Below are 15,972 nucleotides of genomic sequence, written 5' to 3'. Positions count from 1 at the left end.
GGATCCCTTGCAAGTCTGTTCAGACTATCCATATCGCAGCGTTTTCGCGGCGCAATCTCTTTCATGACGGCTACGCAAAGACACATAATTAGCGCGCCGACGCTGTTCAGAATTTTTCCCGAAAGCGGAAAAATACCGAGCGCCAAACTCGCCAAAAGTTGAAATTCGCGATTTTAGTTGACTTGGGTGGGCGTATGGCCTCTATTTAATCCGCGATCCGTTTTAAATAACATAGCTCGATATTTGGCCGTCAGATCATGAAGACAGCAGATCCGGAACTGATGCGAGCAATCAATCGCCGGAGCATTCTCGACACCATCAGGCGCCACGGCCCGATTTCACGGGTGGAACTCAGCCATAAAACACAGCTTTCGACAACCACGGTCTCGGCAATAACAGCATCACTCCTCGATGACGGGCTCATACTAATACGTCACGTCGGCGACATCAGGAACGAGACCGCGCGTGGGCGTCCCCGGGTCATGCTGGAGTTGAACGCCGCGGCGGCTCGGGTTGTTGGCGCAAAGGTTGCTGCCAGCCGCACGGTTCTGGCGGTGACGGATTTCTGCGGAAACGTCCTTTCCGCTTTGACGCTTCCAATCAGGCTGGACCGTCAATCAACCAATGTCGTGATCGACCTCATCGAGGATGGCGTTCGTCGTTGCGTTGTCGATGCCGGGCTTTCGCTCGAAGACATCGACATGGTCTGCCTGGGTCTACCCGGGGTCATCGAGCACCGCAGTGGCCATATTCGCTCCAGCCCGGTTTTAATTGAGCTGAATGTCGATCTAGCCTGCGCCATCTCGACCCGTTTGGGGACGCCGACAATGGTCGAGAGCGACGCCCATGCCGTAACCCTTGGTCACCACTGGTTTGGACGCGCGCGTGATATCGATGACATGGTTCTTGTCTCGCTCGAACAGACCATCGGGCTTGGCGTCTTGTCAGGAAACTCGCTGTTTCGCGGGGCGGGTGGCCTTAGTCACAACCTCGGCGACCTCGCTCTGGTCACCAATGATCAGGGCGTTCTGCGGCTCGCCAGCCATGCTGGAGAAACGGCAATTCTGGAAGAGTGCAACATTGATGGACGCTTTGCGGAGGCAATTCGGCTTGGCCAGGGAATGCACCACGCGGGCAAGTTGATGATGACACAGCAGCCGGAACTGACGAAGGCAGCGAAGCGGGCCGGAACGGCGGTCGGCTTGACGCTCGCAAATATCGTTACTCTGTTTGCGCCGCCGCGCGTCATCGTCGTGGGATCGAGCCTGGAACTGGGGGAGCCCTTCGTCCAGAGCATCCGCGACACCTTTGCGCAGGCGGTGCCCACTTCCCTTCAGGGCGTTGCAGAGCTGGTCTTTGAGAAATCCAGCGACGAGCTTTGGGCCCAGGGGGCAGCAGCCGTGGCCCTTAACGCGCTTTACGAGTCACCATGGAACACCTCAGGCCCTGCCCCTTTCAAGTGAGGCAGGCTGGAATTTTGCGACGGGAGAGAGAGCATGAACAAAGTTGGCATAGGCATCATCGGATGCGGTAATATTTCGGGTGCGTATCTGAAGGCGATGGCCTCCTTCCCGATCCTTGATATACGCGGCGTCGCGGATATGAACGCCGACATGGCCAAGTCTAGAGCCGAAGAATTCAATCTGCGCGCCCGCAGCGTCGAGGATTTGCTCGGCGATCCGGAAATCGAAATCATCGTCAACCTGACCGTTCCGAAAGCCCATGTCGAGGTCGCACTCCGATCGCTGGACGCTGGCAAGCACACCTATTCCGAAAAACCGCTCGGCGTTACCTTCGCAGAGGGAAAGCGGCTTGCGGACGCAGCGAAAGCGAAAAATCTGCGCATAGGCGCTGCTCCCGATACCTTTCTCGGCGGCAGTCACCAGACAGCCCGGACCTTGATAGATCAAGGCGTTTTGGGGAAACCCGTTGGGGGAACCGCAACCTTCATGTGCCCCGGCCACGAACGCTGGCACCCCAATCCTGCTTTCTACTACGAGACCGGCGGTGGCCCGATGCTGGACATGGGCCCCTACTACATCACGGATCTCGTCAACCTGTTCGGCCCCGTCGCAAAGGTGGCCGGATTTGCATTCTCACCACGCAAAGAGCGGATCATCACCAGCGAACCTCGCAACGGAGAGGTTATTCCGGTCGAGATCGCCACTCACGTTACAGGCGCGATGGCATTCGAGAACGGAGCGATTGTCCAGGTCGGCATGAGCTTTGACGTCGCCGGACACAGACACGTGCCGCTCGAACTCTATGGAACGGAAGGGACACTGATCGTTCCCGATCCGAATTATTTCGGTGGAAACGTCGAGCTTTTGAAGAAAGGCGGAGAGTTTGAGCATCAAGACCTGACGTCGCCCTATTCTGACGGCAATTATCGATCGATCGGGGTCGCCGACATGGCGCACGCCATCCGCTCGAACAGACCCCATCGCGCCAATGGCGACCTGGCCCTTCATGTGCTTGAAGTCATGGAAGCCTTCCAGAGCGCGTCCGACAGCGGAACGACAATCGCCATTACCACACCCGTTGATCGCCCTGCGCCTTTGGCGGAATCGTTGGTCGACGGTCAGCTATCCAAGTAATCCTGAGGAGGAAGAACATGCGTGAAGCACTTATTGTCTGGGGTGGATGGAGCGGACACGAACCGCAGGAATGCTCTGTCATCATCAAGGATCTACTCGAGGCCGACGGTTTCAAGGTCTATGTCGAGCAAAGCACGGAGGCGTTTGCGGACCCCTCGGTTCACGATCTAAGCCTCGTCGTTCCCATCGTCACCATGTCGAAGATCGAGAAGGAAGAGATCAAGAACCTTGCCGCCGCCGTCGAAAACGGTGTCGGTATTGCAGGCTATCACGGTGGTGCAGGTGACAGTTTCCGTGAGTGCGTGGAGTATCAGTTCATGATCGGTGGCCAATGGGTGGCCCATCCCGGAAACATAATTGACTACACAGTCAACATAACCCGCCCGGATGATCCTCTCATGGCAGGCATCACAGACTTCCCCTATACGTCGGAACAATATTATATGCATGTTGATCCATCGAACGAGGTGCTGGCAACGACGACGTTCACCGGCGAACACGCGTCATGGATCGATGGTGTTGTAATGCCTGTGGTCTGGAAGCGGAACTATGGCAAGGGCCGCGTCTTTTACTCGTCACTCGGCCATCAGGCCAAGGAATTTGACGTCCCGCAGATGCGGGAAATCTTCAGGCGCGGCGCCAACTGGGCGGCACGCTGACATCTGGGGAAGGCGGCATAAGGCGCTTTGCAAGGAGGAAACATGACGGGACGCAACATCGTGCTGGTCGATCCGCTGCCGCGGACGCTTGACCTGATCATGGAGGCAGATGTTCGCTCCCGTCTGGAAAAGCTTGGAGAGCTCGTCATTTCAGAGGACCGGCAGATGCCTGCCGAGCAAGTGGACGCACTGCTTCCCGATACCGTGCTGATATTCGGCCAGACCGACATGCCCAGAGAGCGGCTGGAACGGGCGCCAAAACTCAAGGCGATCATCAATGTGGAGTCGAATTTTCTCCCGAATATTGATTATCAGGCCTGTGTAGAGCGAGGCATATGGGTGATCACCCCCGCCTCGGCATTCTCATCGCCCGTTGCGGAGGCATCGCTGGGCATGGCGCTTGATCTGGCGCGCGGGATCACGCTTGCAGACCGTCAGTTCCGCGAGGGCGTGGAGGAATACGGGCTGGCGGGAAACACAGGGACATTTCGCTATGCAGGGTCGCCGATCGGCATCATCGGTTTTGGAGATCTTGGAAAGGAGCTGCGGGAGCTGACGCGCCCATTCAAGAACGCTGTCCACGTCTACGACCCCTGGCTTCCCGACGATATCATCCACCGCCTTGACTGTATTCCGAGTTCGCTGGATGAGGTCTTCTCGAAGTCGCGGGTCGTTTATGTTTTCGCGAGCGTTACAAGCGAAAACGAAGGCTTCATCGGCGCGCGGCAATTTCAATCCATGCGGCCGGGATCTGCCTTTCTTCTTATGAGCCGCGCAGCGGTTGTCGACTTTCCTGCCATGCTGGATGCCGTACGGTCAGGGCATATCCGCGCCGCAACAGATGTCTTCCCCGATGAGCCTGTCGCCTCGGATGATCCGGTACGGTCTTTGCCGGGCCTGCTTCTGTCGGCCCATCGCACCGGTGGCACACGGGATGCGTTTTACAGATTGGGATCGATGGCGGTATCAGATGCCGAGCTCATCATGAAGGGCCTGCCGCCGCAGCTGTGCCGACGTGCCGATCCGGCAACGGCAAGCCGTCTTCGATCAAAACCCGTCACCATTTCCTGAAGACGCGCGAAAAGGCCCAAGCATTACCCTGTCCGACTTGATAGTCGGAGGTCGCTAGGGACCGAATCCGGGCTTTGCGCGTTTTGCAATCATTGCATCCCACCCATAAACAGGCACCCATGACAGTTGTTGCATCCTACCTTTACCAAGACGGCACCTGTGCCGAGGAGGTTCCCCTTGGTCGTCAGGCAATCGAGCACAAAGAGGGAGAATTCAGCTGGATCGGCCTTGTAGATCCCACGGCAGACGAAATGGCCGATCTGAAGGCGATGTTCAACCTTCATCCGCTTGCCGTTGAAGATGCGCTGAATGGCAAACAGGTTCCCAAGGTCGATATTTATGGCGACCAGCTTTTCGTGGTGGTGAAGACAGCCCATCTTGAAGGGGAAAAGATTGCCTATGGCGAGACATGCATCTTCGTCGGGGCAAACCATCTGATTTCCGTCAGGCACGGCTCTGCCAGGGCCCACAGCGAATTGCGCCAACAATTGCAGCGCTCGCCCAAGCTCTTGCGCCAAGGTCCCGATTACGTCCTGCACGGGATCATCGACTTTGTCGTCGATGGCTATCTTCCCATCATCGAGGTCTTGGAAGACAAGGTGCTGGAGTTGGAAAAACATGTTCTAGTGTCGCTGCTACAGCCGGAGCAGATCAGGCGTATTTTCAGGATGCGCCGCCAGGTCATACGGTTTCAGCGAATACTTGGACCCATGGCCGAAGTCGTCGGCAAATTGAGCCATCTGGAATTGCCCTGCGTGGATGAGAACGTCCAGCCGTTCTTCAAGGATGTTCACGATCATATCCGCAGAGTGGACAGCATGGTCAGCGGCCTGCGGGAAATCATGACCTCGGTTTTCGAAGCGTCCAACCTGCTGGAACAACAGCGGCAAGGCGCGATAACCCGGCAACTGGCGGCCTGGGCCGCCATTCTAGCGGTGCCGACTGCGATTGCAGGCATTTACGGCATGAATTTCAAGAATATGCCGGAGCTGGAAACACGCTACGGTTATTTCATCGTTCTCGCGGTCATCGCCGCGCTTTGTTCAATTCTTTACGTTCGCTTCAAGAAAGCGGGCTGGCTTTAAATACAGTTGCGAGAACCATGACTGATCAAACCCGATAGTTGTCCAGCCTAGCAAATGCCACAATGTTTAATGGAACTCTAATGAACGCTTCCGGTTAGTATAGTGCGAACAATCACATCCCGGAGGAAACAATGAAAAAGTATCTTATCGCAACCGTTTTTGCCCTAAGCTTCACATCACTTGCCGTTGCGCAGGGAGCCGGCAGCAGCGGCGGAGCGTCCGGCGGTAGCGGTGGATCGAATTCCGGTGCAGGCGCATCTGATGGCTCCACCACCGGCTCTGGCTCCTCCGGTTCGACCGGCGGCAACGCTAGCGGAACAACAGGCGGCTCAATGGGCTCCGGCCAGCAAAATGGTGACACCAACAACACCAATTGCGTCAACGGTACGCCGTCGACTGCCCAGGGTTCTGGCGGCACCGCTACAACAGGCACTGCCTGCCCCAAGTGATCTATATGGTCTAAAGAAAAAACCGAGGCTCTTGCCTCGGTTTTTTTGTGCGTTCAGCGGTGTCCTTCATCTCGAGGCGGGGCGGCTGCACCGACCCGCTTTGTTGTCAGCTAAATTCAACTCATTCGGCGCAGAGCTGCGACACCAATGTCACCAACGACTTCCCGGATATTGATACCGTCTGAAATGGAGTACGCCTCTCCGTTCAACAGATTGATGTAAGCGCGATCCGAAAGATGATCGGGAAGCGGCAGCGCAGCCTCCTCTTGCGAACCATCTTTTCCAAGTGGCCGGAGGCATGCAACGACGATGAGCGCATCCGCGGACGTGTTGCGCGCATAGGCAACAAACCTACTGTTATCCCCATTCTCCGTTTCCAGGGGCACATATGCGCCCTTCCGAAACAGCTCCGATTGCTCCTTGCGAAACTGGAGCATGATGGCGATCAGCCGCTGTTTGCTCGGCACGAACCCATCTTGAGGAAATGAGGACGCTCCTTCCATCAGCATGCGGTTCAGCCCATCAAAATCCGGTGCCCGGCGATTGTCAGGATCGACGAGACTGAGATCAAGGCCTTCGCTTCCCTGATAGACATCCGGCACGCCGGGAGCAGTGAGCTTGATTAGCGTCTGCGCGAGGCTGTTGGAGTAGCCTACCCGGACAAATGGCTCGATCCTGTCGTTAAAATCGTTGAGAAACGCACGATTGTCCGGTGAGAGCATTTTTCGCACGTAGTTCACAACCGCATTTTCGTAAGCCTCATTGCTGTCGCCCCAGTTGGTGCGCAGCTTCGCCTCACGCAGTGCTTTCTCCAGATAAGCGACAAACCGCTCCTGGAAATCGGCAAGTTCGGTCTCATCTATCAAAGCACCATCGGATGGCCAAGCCCCCAGCAGCGCCTGATAGATCATCCATTCCACCGAAGGCTCCGGCAATGGCTCACCCTCTAATGTTTGACGCAGTTGAGCGTTCATTTCGCGCCATCTTCCGACGGCTTGCGTCCACATTTCGGGTGATTGCGTAATCGCATAAAGGCGTGCCCGAGCGTCCTCGCCCCGCTTGGTATCATGGGTGGATGTGGCAGACAGTCCGTCCGGCTGTGTCTCCAGCCGAACTGCCATTTCAGCATGGAAATTCTGCACCGAGAAAGTCGTCTTCAACGGTTCGGCGCCGACTTCATTCACCGCTAACGCCGTGTTTTGCCGGTAGAAATGCGTGTCCTCCACAGACTTTGCCATGAGCGGGCCGGTAAGCTGTTGAAAACGGGTCCGGAATTCGAGCGCATCCTTGCCTTTCCCGTTGCGCAGCAAATCTTGGAGGCTCGAAAGCGCTGCGGAATTGACACGGCGATCGGCCTTACGGATCTCGCTGATCACATTTGCCAACACCTCTTCGCTCTCTGCGGGAAGACCATCTTCATCGCCATAGGTTCGGTAAACGGCGAAGGAAACGAGAAGTGTCCGCAATGCTTCCTGCAATTCCTCATCACTGAAAGCGGTAGCAGAAGTTTCGTTCTTTAGCAGGGTCTTGGCTAATGCAAACAGTCGAGCCGACTCGCCACCAAAATTGACATCGGCCATCAAAAGTTTTGCGTTCCGCAGCTCCTCCGCAAAATCGAGCGGTCGGCCTACGTATGTTTCATAAGCGGACTTCAGTTGCGGCAGATTGCTTTCGTCAACGAAGAGATTGCTCAAGGCGGCAATAAATTCATATCCGGTCGTGCCTGATACCGGCCAGTCGGCCGGCAATGTTTCCCCAGGCCCCAGAATTTTCTCAACGACCAGGTAGCAATCAGGGCCGACTTCGCTTCGTAATCTTCTAAGATATTCAGCTGGGTCGGCGAGACCATCGACGTGATCCATTCGAAGACCATCCACCGCTCCACTCCGCACCAGTTCGAGTATGAGACGGTGCGTGTCGTCGAAGATTGTGGGGTCTTCAACCCGCACGCCCACTAGGCCGGTGACCTCGAAAAATCGTCGGTATGAGAGGTCTGATTTTGCATCCCGCCAGGACATCAGGCGGTAATGCTGTTGATCATGGAGGGCGCTGAGTGTTTTCGTATCGGTTGTTTCGAGCAGCTCCTCTTCTCGCCCGGCATAGGATGCGGGATTAAGCGGGTAAAAGGCGTCGTGGTATTTGAAAGATGGCTTGTCTGTTAGCGGATCGCTTTCGACTCTCAGTTCCCCCTTTTCCAGGGCTTCCGTGAAATCCGTTCCCAAGAAAGGCAGCGTGAGACGGCGAGACCAATCGATATCGAAATGGCGGGCAAAGCGGCTGTCAGCGCCGTGTTCGATGACATCCTTCCACCAGACGTTTTCGAGAGACGCCGCCATGTGGTTTGGGACGATATCGAGGATAAGGCCGAGCCCTTCACCCTTGAGGGCGGCGACCAGCCTGTCGAAGCCTTCCCTTCCACCAATTGCCGGGTCTATCTCGTTGGCATCGATCACGTCGTAACCGTGGGTCGAACCCGTTGTCGCGGTGAATATTGGTGACGCGTAGAGATGGCTGATACCGAGTTTTCTGAGATAGGGCACGATGGCTACGGCGCGATCGAAGGTCATGCCGTCGCGGAATTGAATGCGATATGTTGCGGTCGGAAAAGTCATGGGAGGCTCCAATGGGAGAGGACCCCAAACTGAAAAGGGAGCATCTGGTTCCACAATGCGCTCGAAACAGGCGATGCTGAAAAGCTGGGGAGTGCTGCGCCAACAAATATTGCAGAAGCGTCTCCTGCCGCTTATGACGGTGGAACTTGCACCCTGACAGCGCGTTTGGAGGGCAGCTTCTTCCCAATGTCTGGTTGTCGGTGACACCCCGGCCACATATACTGGTTCCACATGACAACTCAGCAGATTCTCGCCTTCTCCGTTATCGCGATCATGATGGCGGTATTCATCTGGGACCGATTTCGATACGACGTCGTCGCGTGCTGCGCGCTCGTTCTTGCCGTTGCAGTCGGCATAGTCCCGCCTGATCAGGCATTTTCCGGGTTTTCCGATGATATCGTGATCATCGTGGGAAGCGCGCTTGTGGTCAGCGCTGGCGTGGCACGATCAGGCATTGTTGATATTGCGATCAAGAAACTCTTTCCCAATCTCAAGACGGTGCATACCCAACTTGCGTTATTGATGATTGTCGTCGCGGTGCTGTCCGCTTTCATCAAGAATATCGGCGCACTGGCAATCATGATGCCTGTCGCGTTTCAGTTTGCCAAAAAGTCCGGCGTCTCCCCTTCGAAATATCTGATGCCGATGGCCTTTGCCGCACTGCTCGGCGGCCTGATGACGCAGATCGGGACATCGCCCAACATCGTTGTTTCGCGGTTGCGGGAAGAGATGACCGGAACGTCCTTCACAATGTTTGATTTTACGCCGGTCGGAGGTCTGCTGACGATTGTCGGCGTGACGTTCCTGCTGTTTTTTCATTGGCTCGTACCAAGCCGCACCAAATCGAACAATTCGATAGAAGATGCGGTCGAAATCAAGAATTACACCAGTGAAGTCGCCATCAATGAAGGCTCTGTTCTTATCGACCAGCCACTAAGCGGCCTTCTGAAAATGGGAGACGGCGAAGTTATCGCGAATGCTGTGCTTCGTGGTGCAACGAGAATGGCGCCGTTTCCAGATTTGAAGCTGCGCATGAATGACAGCGTTCTTCTGGAAGGTCCATCGGCGGCAATAGAACGTATCGTTTCCGGCGGCAAGTTGCAGCTCTCTGGCAAACCCCTCAAAGAGGACGGAAACGCCAAGACTGAAATCATATCGCTTGAGGCCATCATCAGTCAGGATTCTCCACTCGCCGGCCGTTCGGCGAAGGATCTCGCCTTGTCCTATACGCGAGGCGTCAATCTTCTGGCCATAAGCCGCCGCGGCGACAGGCTCAAGGAACGGCTGGGCAGCCTTACGCTGACGACGGGAGACATTCTGGTGCTACAAGGTAGCCGCAACAGTTTGACTGCCATGCTTCAGGATTTCCAGCTTCTGCCATTGGCACAACGCGAGGTACTGCTGGGCACGCGCCGTCGCGCAATTATCCCGTTAATCATCCTTTTGCTGGCAATGGCAACAACGGCTCTCGGTTTTGCGCCGGTTCCGGTGGCTTTCTTTGGCGCAGCACTAGGTATGGTCGTCTTCCGAGCCATTCCACTTACGGACTTCTACAAGTCGGTCGATGGGCCGATATTGGTCATGCTCGCCGCGCTGATACCCGTCTCCGATGCCCTTCGAACGACCGGCGGTAGTGAGCTGATTGCGGGCTGGCTTGGCACCGTGGCCGCAAATATGCCCGCATGGGGCGCTTTGGCGATGATCCTTGTCACAGCCATGGCCGTTACCCCTTTCCTCAACAATGCTGCGACCGTTTTGGTCATGGCACCGATTGCGGCAACCTTTGCCACAAATCTTGGGTTCAGACCGGAAGCATTTCTGATGGCTGTCGCCATTGGTGCAGGGTCGGACTTCCTGACCCCGGTTGGCCACCAGTGCAATACGCTCGTCTTTGGTCCCGGCGGATATAAATTCTCGGATTACCCAAGGCTTGGGCTTCCTCTGTCGGTCCTGATTATCGTGGTCTGCGTGCCCGCCTTGCTTTTCGTGTGGCCTGTAAGCTGACCGGGTAACGACTGTAAAACGTCTACTGGCCTATAAAGCTGCTTTGAAGCGGCTGACAAACACCGTGTTTTTTGGCGTCAGCCAATGCTGAGAATCCGGCTTTTCGAAACAAGAATGATCGCCAACACAGATGGCCCGGTCAAAGAGTTGACCGGGCCATCTGTCTGACGTTTGTCGAAGTTCGTTAGGGAGCTAGTTCGGCGTCCTAGTTGATGGAAGCGCTTAGATCGCTCGTATCGTCGGACATGTTATTGCTGGCAGATTGAATTTCTGGGGAGTTGCATTGCTTTCTACCACCAGAAAAAGGCTGATAAGTGTTGTCTTCAACACGGTAGGAACTGTACCGGCTGCTGCACCAACGGGCATGTTCGTCAAGCGCTGCAGGGGAAGATGCGACTTCCGCCTGTTGTATTGACGCGGTTACCGCAAGCGGGGCCGAACATGGTCTGCGTGGGCCACCGCCGAATGGTTGGTAGCTATTGTCAGAAACGTCGTAGGATCGGTAGCGTTCGCTGCACCACTGTTGCGCCGCGGCCTCGATCTGCTGCTCAGCAAACCTGTTGTCAGCTGTCTCAGAACTGTCTGCTGCAGCTTGTAGGGTTGGGGAGAGCGCAGGGGCCGAGCTTTTCGCCTTTGCGACAAGGGTTTCTGGCATTGCGGTGCCAGGCACGCGTTCATATGACTGCGAAGCAACATCAACCCGTTTGACATCAGGTGTCCACAGCGGCTCGCCGCCCAAAGCGGCAAACTGGTGCGGAGCCGTAACCTTCGTCAGTTCGGTGGCGATCTTCATGCCGCCAGCCGCGATCGGCAACATGCAACCTGTAAGGATCAAGCCGGTGATGATATTGCGCATTTGAGCATTTCCTGTTTTTCAGTTCAGGTAATGCTTTTTGTTCTCATCGGTTCCCACTCCAGCAGCATATCTTGGTCGCAATGAGACAGCTTGCCTTCGAATAGCTATTATCCGAAAGACCGTGTTGGACAGTTGCGAGATGGTTTGATTGTTCTTCAAGCAAGCGCACATTCAAGCCTCGCTCCAAAGTCAGGTTTGCAAATCCCGCAGCATCGGCAGCAATCCATACCAAAAGCGTGATAAATATCTGATCTTTCGATATTTATCGCGTCAGACGAGACAGCGAAGCGTCACGCGCAACCTGTGATTTTCGGCTCCGGGATGCGTTACGGAAACTTCTCAAAACTGTCGCACCAACGTCATGTCGCGGCTGCATACGCCCCCTTGAAAAGGAGCGCAGTATGCAGCCTCAATCGCTTACGATTTCTGGAATCGGAAAAGGTTTCGGAGCCGATGATGTCCTTAAGGGGATCGATCTTTCCATACGTCCCGGTGAATTTCTTTCGCTGGTCGGAATGTCAGGATGCGGTAAATCTACCCTGCTCAGGATCATTGCCGGGCTGGAGACGCCAGACCGGGGAAGGATATCCATCGGCGCCCGCGACGTAACCGAGCTCGACCCTGCCGATCGCAACCTTGCCATGGTATTTCAGTCCTATGCGCTTTATCCGCATATGACAGTGCATGAAAACATCGCAACGCCGTTGAGGATGCGTCGTCTGACCTTCTGGCAGAGATTTCCGCTGATCGGACGCGTCATTGCGAACAAGGACACGCTGCGTGACATTGATCAGTCGGTCAAGGATGCAGCTGATGTTCTGCAGATCAGCCACCTGCTTGACCGCAAGCCCGCACAGCTTTCTGGCGGGCAGCGTCAGCGTGTAGCACTCGCCCGCGCATTGGTCCGTTCGCCTGCCGCCTTTTTAATGGACGAACCTCTTTCGAATCTCGACGCCAAGCTGCGCGCACATATGCGTGTCGAATTGACAAATCTTCACAGCCGTCTCGGCGCGACATTCATCTATGTAACGCACGACCAGATTGAAGCGATGACCATGTCGGACCGAATTGCCTTGATGTCCGACGGTGGCATAGAGCAACTCGGCACGCCGGAGGAGCTTTATCAAAAGCCCGCCACTCTAACGGTCGCACGGTTTATCGGCACACCGTCCATAAATCTCATCCCGGTTGAAGCAGATGCATCGGGGAATATCGCCCTGCACGGCCAGAAACTTGGCCTGCGCGCAACCAATATTGCATCTGCTCCTGCAACACTCGGCATTCGATCCGAAGACATCTTTCCCGCTGCCGACGGTTTCGACGCGCGCATTCTGCGAACAGAAACGCAAGGGGCGGATCGTTATGTGACCTGCGCTCTGGTGGATGATCGCTCTATCCAGCTTGTCATGCGACTAAGAACTGGCGATGATCTCGGTCCCATCGTTGACGGCAACCTGCGCATCAGCTTTGCGAGAAGCAAGGTGCATCTCTTTGGCACTGACGAGAAACGCTGCGAGACGGCACTTTGTGAAAAGGTGCCGGCGTGAGCGCGGTCGTTCCAATGACAGCGGCGGCACCGGAGGCAAAGGCGCGCAGATCGTCCATGGCACGGCGCGGCATTCTGTTTGTATTGCCAGCGGTTGCTCTGTTGCTGGCAATCTACATCATCCCAATGATCGTCCTCGCCATTTTTTCAGTGACGGACTATCAGCTCGGCGCCCTGTCTACGAAATTCGTCGGCCTGCAGAATTTCCAGAAAGCATTCAGCGACCCAGTCTTTCTGCGCGCCATGGCAAACACTGTTCTCTACGCGATCATTGTCATTCCCGTTGGCGTCTTCCTGGCCCTCGGCATTGCGCTGCTCGTCTATAATCGCAAACGCAGCCGAGCCTTCTGGGAAGTTGCCTATTTCCTTCCGGTGACGGCAACGCTGGTTGCCATGGCAACCGTTTTTCAGTTCCTGCTGCACCCCTCTCTTGGTCCGGTCAATGCCGCGATCAAATGGATGGGCTTTGAGCCGGTCGGCTTTTTGTCGAACCCGTCCCTTCTCATCCCCACCATGGCCATCATCGGGATATGGCAGGTGCTGGGTTTCAACATGGTCCTGTTTTTGGCGGGGCTGACGGCCATTCCAAAAGACCTTCACGAAGCGATCCGGCTGGACGGTGCAAGAAACCCTATCGATCGCTTTCTCAATGTCACATGGCCGATGCTCGGACCCACGACAATGTTCGTCATCGTCACCACGTCCATCTCTGCCTTCAAGGTGTTTGAGACTGTTGCAGTGCTGACTAAGGGACGTTCGGGATCGGAAGTGCTTCTGTTTGCGCTTTACCTTGAAGGTTTTGAATATTCCAACACTGGATATGCGGCAGCCCTGACGCTCATCTTCCTCATGATCGTTCTCATTCTTTCCATTGGGCAAACTCTGCACATGGACCGGAAGGTGCATTACTGATGGTCATCATCCGCAAATATCTGCCGCATCTGGTGCTGGCTATTGGCGCATTCTTGATGCTGCTGCCCTTCTACTGGATGTTCCTGACATCCATCCGTTCGTCATCGGAAATCTTCAGCGTATCTCTCTGGCCGATCCCGGAAACATTCTCGGCGGTGGATAATTACGCACGTGCCGCCAGCCAGGTGCCTATGCTGCGCTTCATGCTGAACGGCGTAATCGTCTGCTTTGGTATTCTGATCGTACAGATCCTGACCGCCGTCCCGGCAGCCTACGCTCTGGCCAAACTGCGCTTTCCTGGCAGAAAGCTGCTTTTGACACTGGTTATCGCTGCGCTTTGCGTCCCGATCCAGGCCTTGGCGCTGCCGCTTTTCGTGGGGCTCGCGAAGGCGGAAATGCTCAACACCTATTTCGCCATGATGATGCCGTTCCTGCTGTCGGTCTTCGCCATCTTTCTCTTCAACCAGTCGTTTCGAAGCTACCCGGATGAGGTCATCGAGGCCGCGCGGATGGACGGTTTTTCAGAATTGGAGATTTGCTGGCGGCTTGTGCTGCGCGGCTCCCTGCCGTCACTCGCGGCCTTTTCCGTCTTCTCGCTGGTCGCGCACTGGAACGACCTTTACTGGCCGATGATCGTCGTTACCGACACCAATCTCGCACCGCCGCCTCTTGGAATGCTGTTCTTCGCCGATGTCGAGTCGGGCGCAAACTACGGCGCGCTCATGGCTGGCGCAACCATCATCACCGCTCCCATGGTCATCTGCTTTCTGCTGGCCAGACGACATTTCATCGCAGGCATCACCATGACCGGCGTGAAGTAACTTCCCTCTCCTCCTCCCAAACGTAAACTCTGGAGACCGCCATGAAAATCAACCGACGGACCGCTCTTGGTGGCCTGGCCCTAAGCCTTGCCATGGCCAGCGTCGCGACCCCGAGCCTTGCTGCCGATGTCACGCTGAATGTGCTCTACAATCTGCCGGGCTTCACTAAATTCCATCAGCCGCTGGCCGATGAATTCATGAAGAAAAATCCGGATATCAAGATCAACTTCCTGGCTCCGGCACCGGGTTACAATGAAGGCCAGCAGCAGGTTCTGCGCGCCGCTGTTACCGGCAGCCTGCCGGACGTGTATTTCTCCGGCTACAATCTGACGGCGGAACTGGTGCATTCGCTGGTACCACGCCAGCAGATCACCGATCTTGCGCCATTTATCGAGGCTGAGGGCGGTCAGGCGTTTCTTGACAAGAACTACACGCCCAACATGGCAGCACTCGGCAAGATAGACGGCAAGCAATATGGCCTGCCGGTCAATGCGTCGTCGCCCATCATCTACATCAATGCCGAACTCGTCCGCAAAGCCGGTGGCGATCCGGAAAACATGCCCAAGACCTTCGATGGCCTGATCAAGCTTGCGAGCAAGATCCATGAGCAGGACAGCAAGGTTGCCGGCATGGGCTACGACATCAACCTTTGGCCAGATGACTGGTTGTGGCAGGCGCTGATCTTCCAGCAGGGCGGCAAGCTGGTGGACGAAGCCTCAAAGACCGTTGCCTTCAACAATGAGATCGGTCTCAACGCGCTGAAGCTGACACGTCGCTTCGTTACCGAAGGTGGCCAGAACCTGCTCGACTGGGACCAGTCGCGCCAGCAATTCGGCGCTGGCCTTACAGGCTTCATCTTCTCCACTCCTGCCCACGTCCAGACCGTTGAAGGCCTCGTCGGCAACCGTTTCGAGCTGAAGACAGCCACCTTCCCTCTCGACAATCCTGAAAAGGGTGGCGTACCGACCGGCGGCAACTCGGCTGTCATGCTGACCCAGGACAAGGCAAAGCAGGACGCCGCCTGGAAATACATGAAATGGATTACCGGTCCTGAGGCCCAGAACGTGATCGTGCGCATCACCGGCTACCTTCCCACAAACAAGCTGGCGACCGGCCCTGACTTTCTGGCGCCTTACTATGCCGAGCATCCGAACGTGAAGACCGCTTCGCTGCAGGCAGAACGCTCGCTCCCCTGGGCAGGTTATCCGGGTGGCGATTCCGTGCGCATCTGGCGTACCCAGCGCGATATCATCGGCACGGTCATGCGTGGTGAAGTGACGCCGGAAGATGGCCTAAAGCAGATTGTCGAGCAGACAAACGGTCTCATGAAATAAGCAACCAAGCCGATACAAAGGCCGCG

At 55.9% G+C, this 15,972-nt stretch carries 13 protein-coding genes; 11 read left to right on the top strand and 2 right to left on the bottom strand.

Annotation, left to right across the window (positions count from 1 at the left end):
- Nucleotides 1-257 precede the first annotated feature (257 nt).
- From QRN85_RS18310 to QRN85_RS18285, 6 genes are all read left to right on the top strand, one after another.
- Nucleotides 258-1,463, top strand: coding sequence for an ROK family transcriptional regulator (locus QRN85_RS18310; RefSeq protein WP_284759680.1), 1,206 nt, complete (start codon nt 258-260; stop codon nt 1,461-1,463).
- A 33-nt stretch (nt 1,464-1,496) separates the two neighbouring features.
- On the top strand, nt 1,497-2,597 hold the full coding sequence (locus QRN85_RS18305; RefSeq protein ID WP_284759679.1) for a Gfo/Idh/MocA family protein: 1,101 nt from the start codon (nt 1,497-1,499) through the stop codon (nt 2,595-2,597).
- Nucleotides 2,598-2,614: 17 nt separating this feature from the next.
- Nucleotides 2,615-3,256 carry a ThuA domain-containing protein gene (locus tag QRN85_RS18300; RefSeq protein WP_113098206.1) on the top strand — a complete coding sequence of 214 codons (642 nt, stop codon included), beginning with the start codon at nt 2,615-2,617 and terminating at the stop codon, nt 3,254-3,256.
- 42 nt (nt 3,257-3,298) lie between these two features.
- Nucleotides 3,299-4,327, top strand: a complete 1,029-nt coding sequence (locus QRN85_RS18295) for a hydroxyacid dehydrogenase (protein WP_284759678.1) — start codon at nt 3,299-3,301, stop codon at nt 4,325-4,327.
- Nucleotides 4,328-4,446: 119 nt separating this feature from the next.
- A complete protein-coding gene (corA, locus tag QRN85_RS18290) occupies nt 4,447-5,412 on the top strand; it encodes a magnesium/cobalt transporter CorA (RefSeq protein WP_284759677.1) in 966 nt (321 codons plus the stop codon).
- Nucleotides 5,413-5,543: 131 nt separating this feature from the next.
- A complete protein-coding gene (locus tag QRN85_RS18285; protein ID WP_112962492.1) occupies nt 5,544-5,861 on the top strand; it encodes a hypothetical protein in 318 nt (105 codons plus the stop codon).
- Between the two features lie 116 nt (nt 5,862-5,977).
- Here QRN85_RS18285 and treY read toward each other — a convergent pair whose 3' ends face one another.
- A complete protein-coding gene (gene treY, locus QRN85_RS18280; protein WP_502870800.1) occupies nt 5,978-8,473 on the bottom strand; it encodes a malto-oligosyltrehalose synthase in 2,496 nt (831 codons plus the stop codon).
- 231 nt (nt 8,474-8,704) lie between these two features.
- On the opposite strand from treY, the gene QRN85_RS18275 reads away from it, so the two are divergent.
- Complete coding sequence (locus QRN85_RS18275; RefSeq protein ID WP_112962494.1) at nt 8,705-10,477, top strand: SLC13 family permease; 1,773 nt, start codon at nt 8,705-8,707, stop codon at nt 10,475-10,477.
- A 205-nt stretch (nt 10,478-10,682) separates the two neighbouring features.
- On the opposite strand, the gene QRN85_RS18270 is transcribed toward QRN85_RS18275, so the two are convergent.
- Nucleotides 10,683-11,333, bottom strand: coding sequence for a BA14K family protein (locus QRN85_RS18270; RefSeq protein ID WP_284759676.1), 651 nt, complete (start codon nt 11,331-11,333; stop codon nt 10,683-10,685).
- Nucleotides 11,334-11,734: 401 nt separating this feature from the next.
- Here QRN85_RS18270 and QRN85_RS18265 point away from each other — a divergent pair, with 401 nt between their 5' ends.
- From QRN85_RS18265 to QRN85_RS18250, 4 genes are read left to right on the top strand one after another with little or no spacing between them, the layout of a single operon-like run.
- On the top strand, nt 11,735-12,880 hold the full coding sequence (locus QRN85_RS18265) for an ABC transporter ATP-binding protein (RefSeq protein WP_284759675.1): 1,146 nt from the start codon (nt 11,735-11,737) through the stop codon (nt 12,878-12,880).
- Nucleotides 12,877-13,791 (top strand): carbohydrate ABC transporter permease, encoded by a 915-nt coding sequence (locus QRN85_RS18260; protein ID WP_284759674.1) that lies wholly within the window; start codon nt 12,877-12,879, stop codon nt 13,789-13,791. Before QRN85_RS18265 ends, QRN85_RS18260 begins: the two co-directional genes overlap by 4 nt.
- On the top strand, nt 13,791-14,612 hold the full coding sequence (locus QRN85_RS18255) for a carbohydrate ABC transporter permease (protein WP_062586149.1): 822 nt from the start codon (nt 13,791-13,793) through the stop codon (nt 14,610-14,612). Before QRN85_RS18260 ends, QRN85_RS18255 begins: the two co-directional genes overlap by 1 nt.
- A gap of 41 nt (nt 14,613-14,653) precedes the next feature.
- On the top strand, nt 14,654-15,946 hold the full coding sequence (locus tag QRN85_RS18250) for an ABC transporter substrate-binding protein (RefSeq protein WP_062586151.1): 1,293 nt from the start codon (nt 14,654-14,656) through the stop codon (nt 15,944-15,946).
- The last annotated feature ends 26 nt before the right edge of the window (nt 15,947-15,972 follow it).

The organism is Agrobacterium sp. fls2-241-TYG-188a (assembly GCF_030209845.1).
Note: the sequence above shows the minus strand (reverse complement) of the source record. Positions and strands in the feature narration are given on the sequence as shown.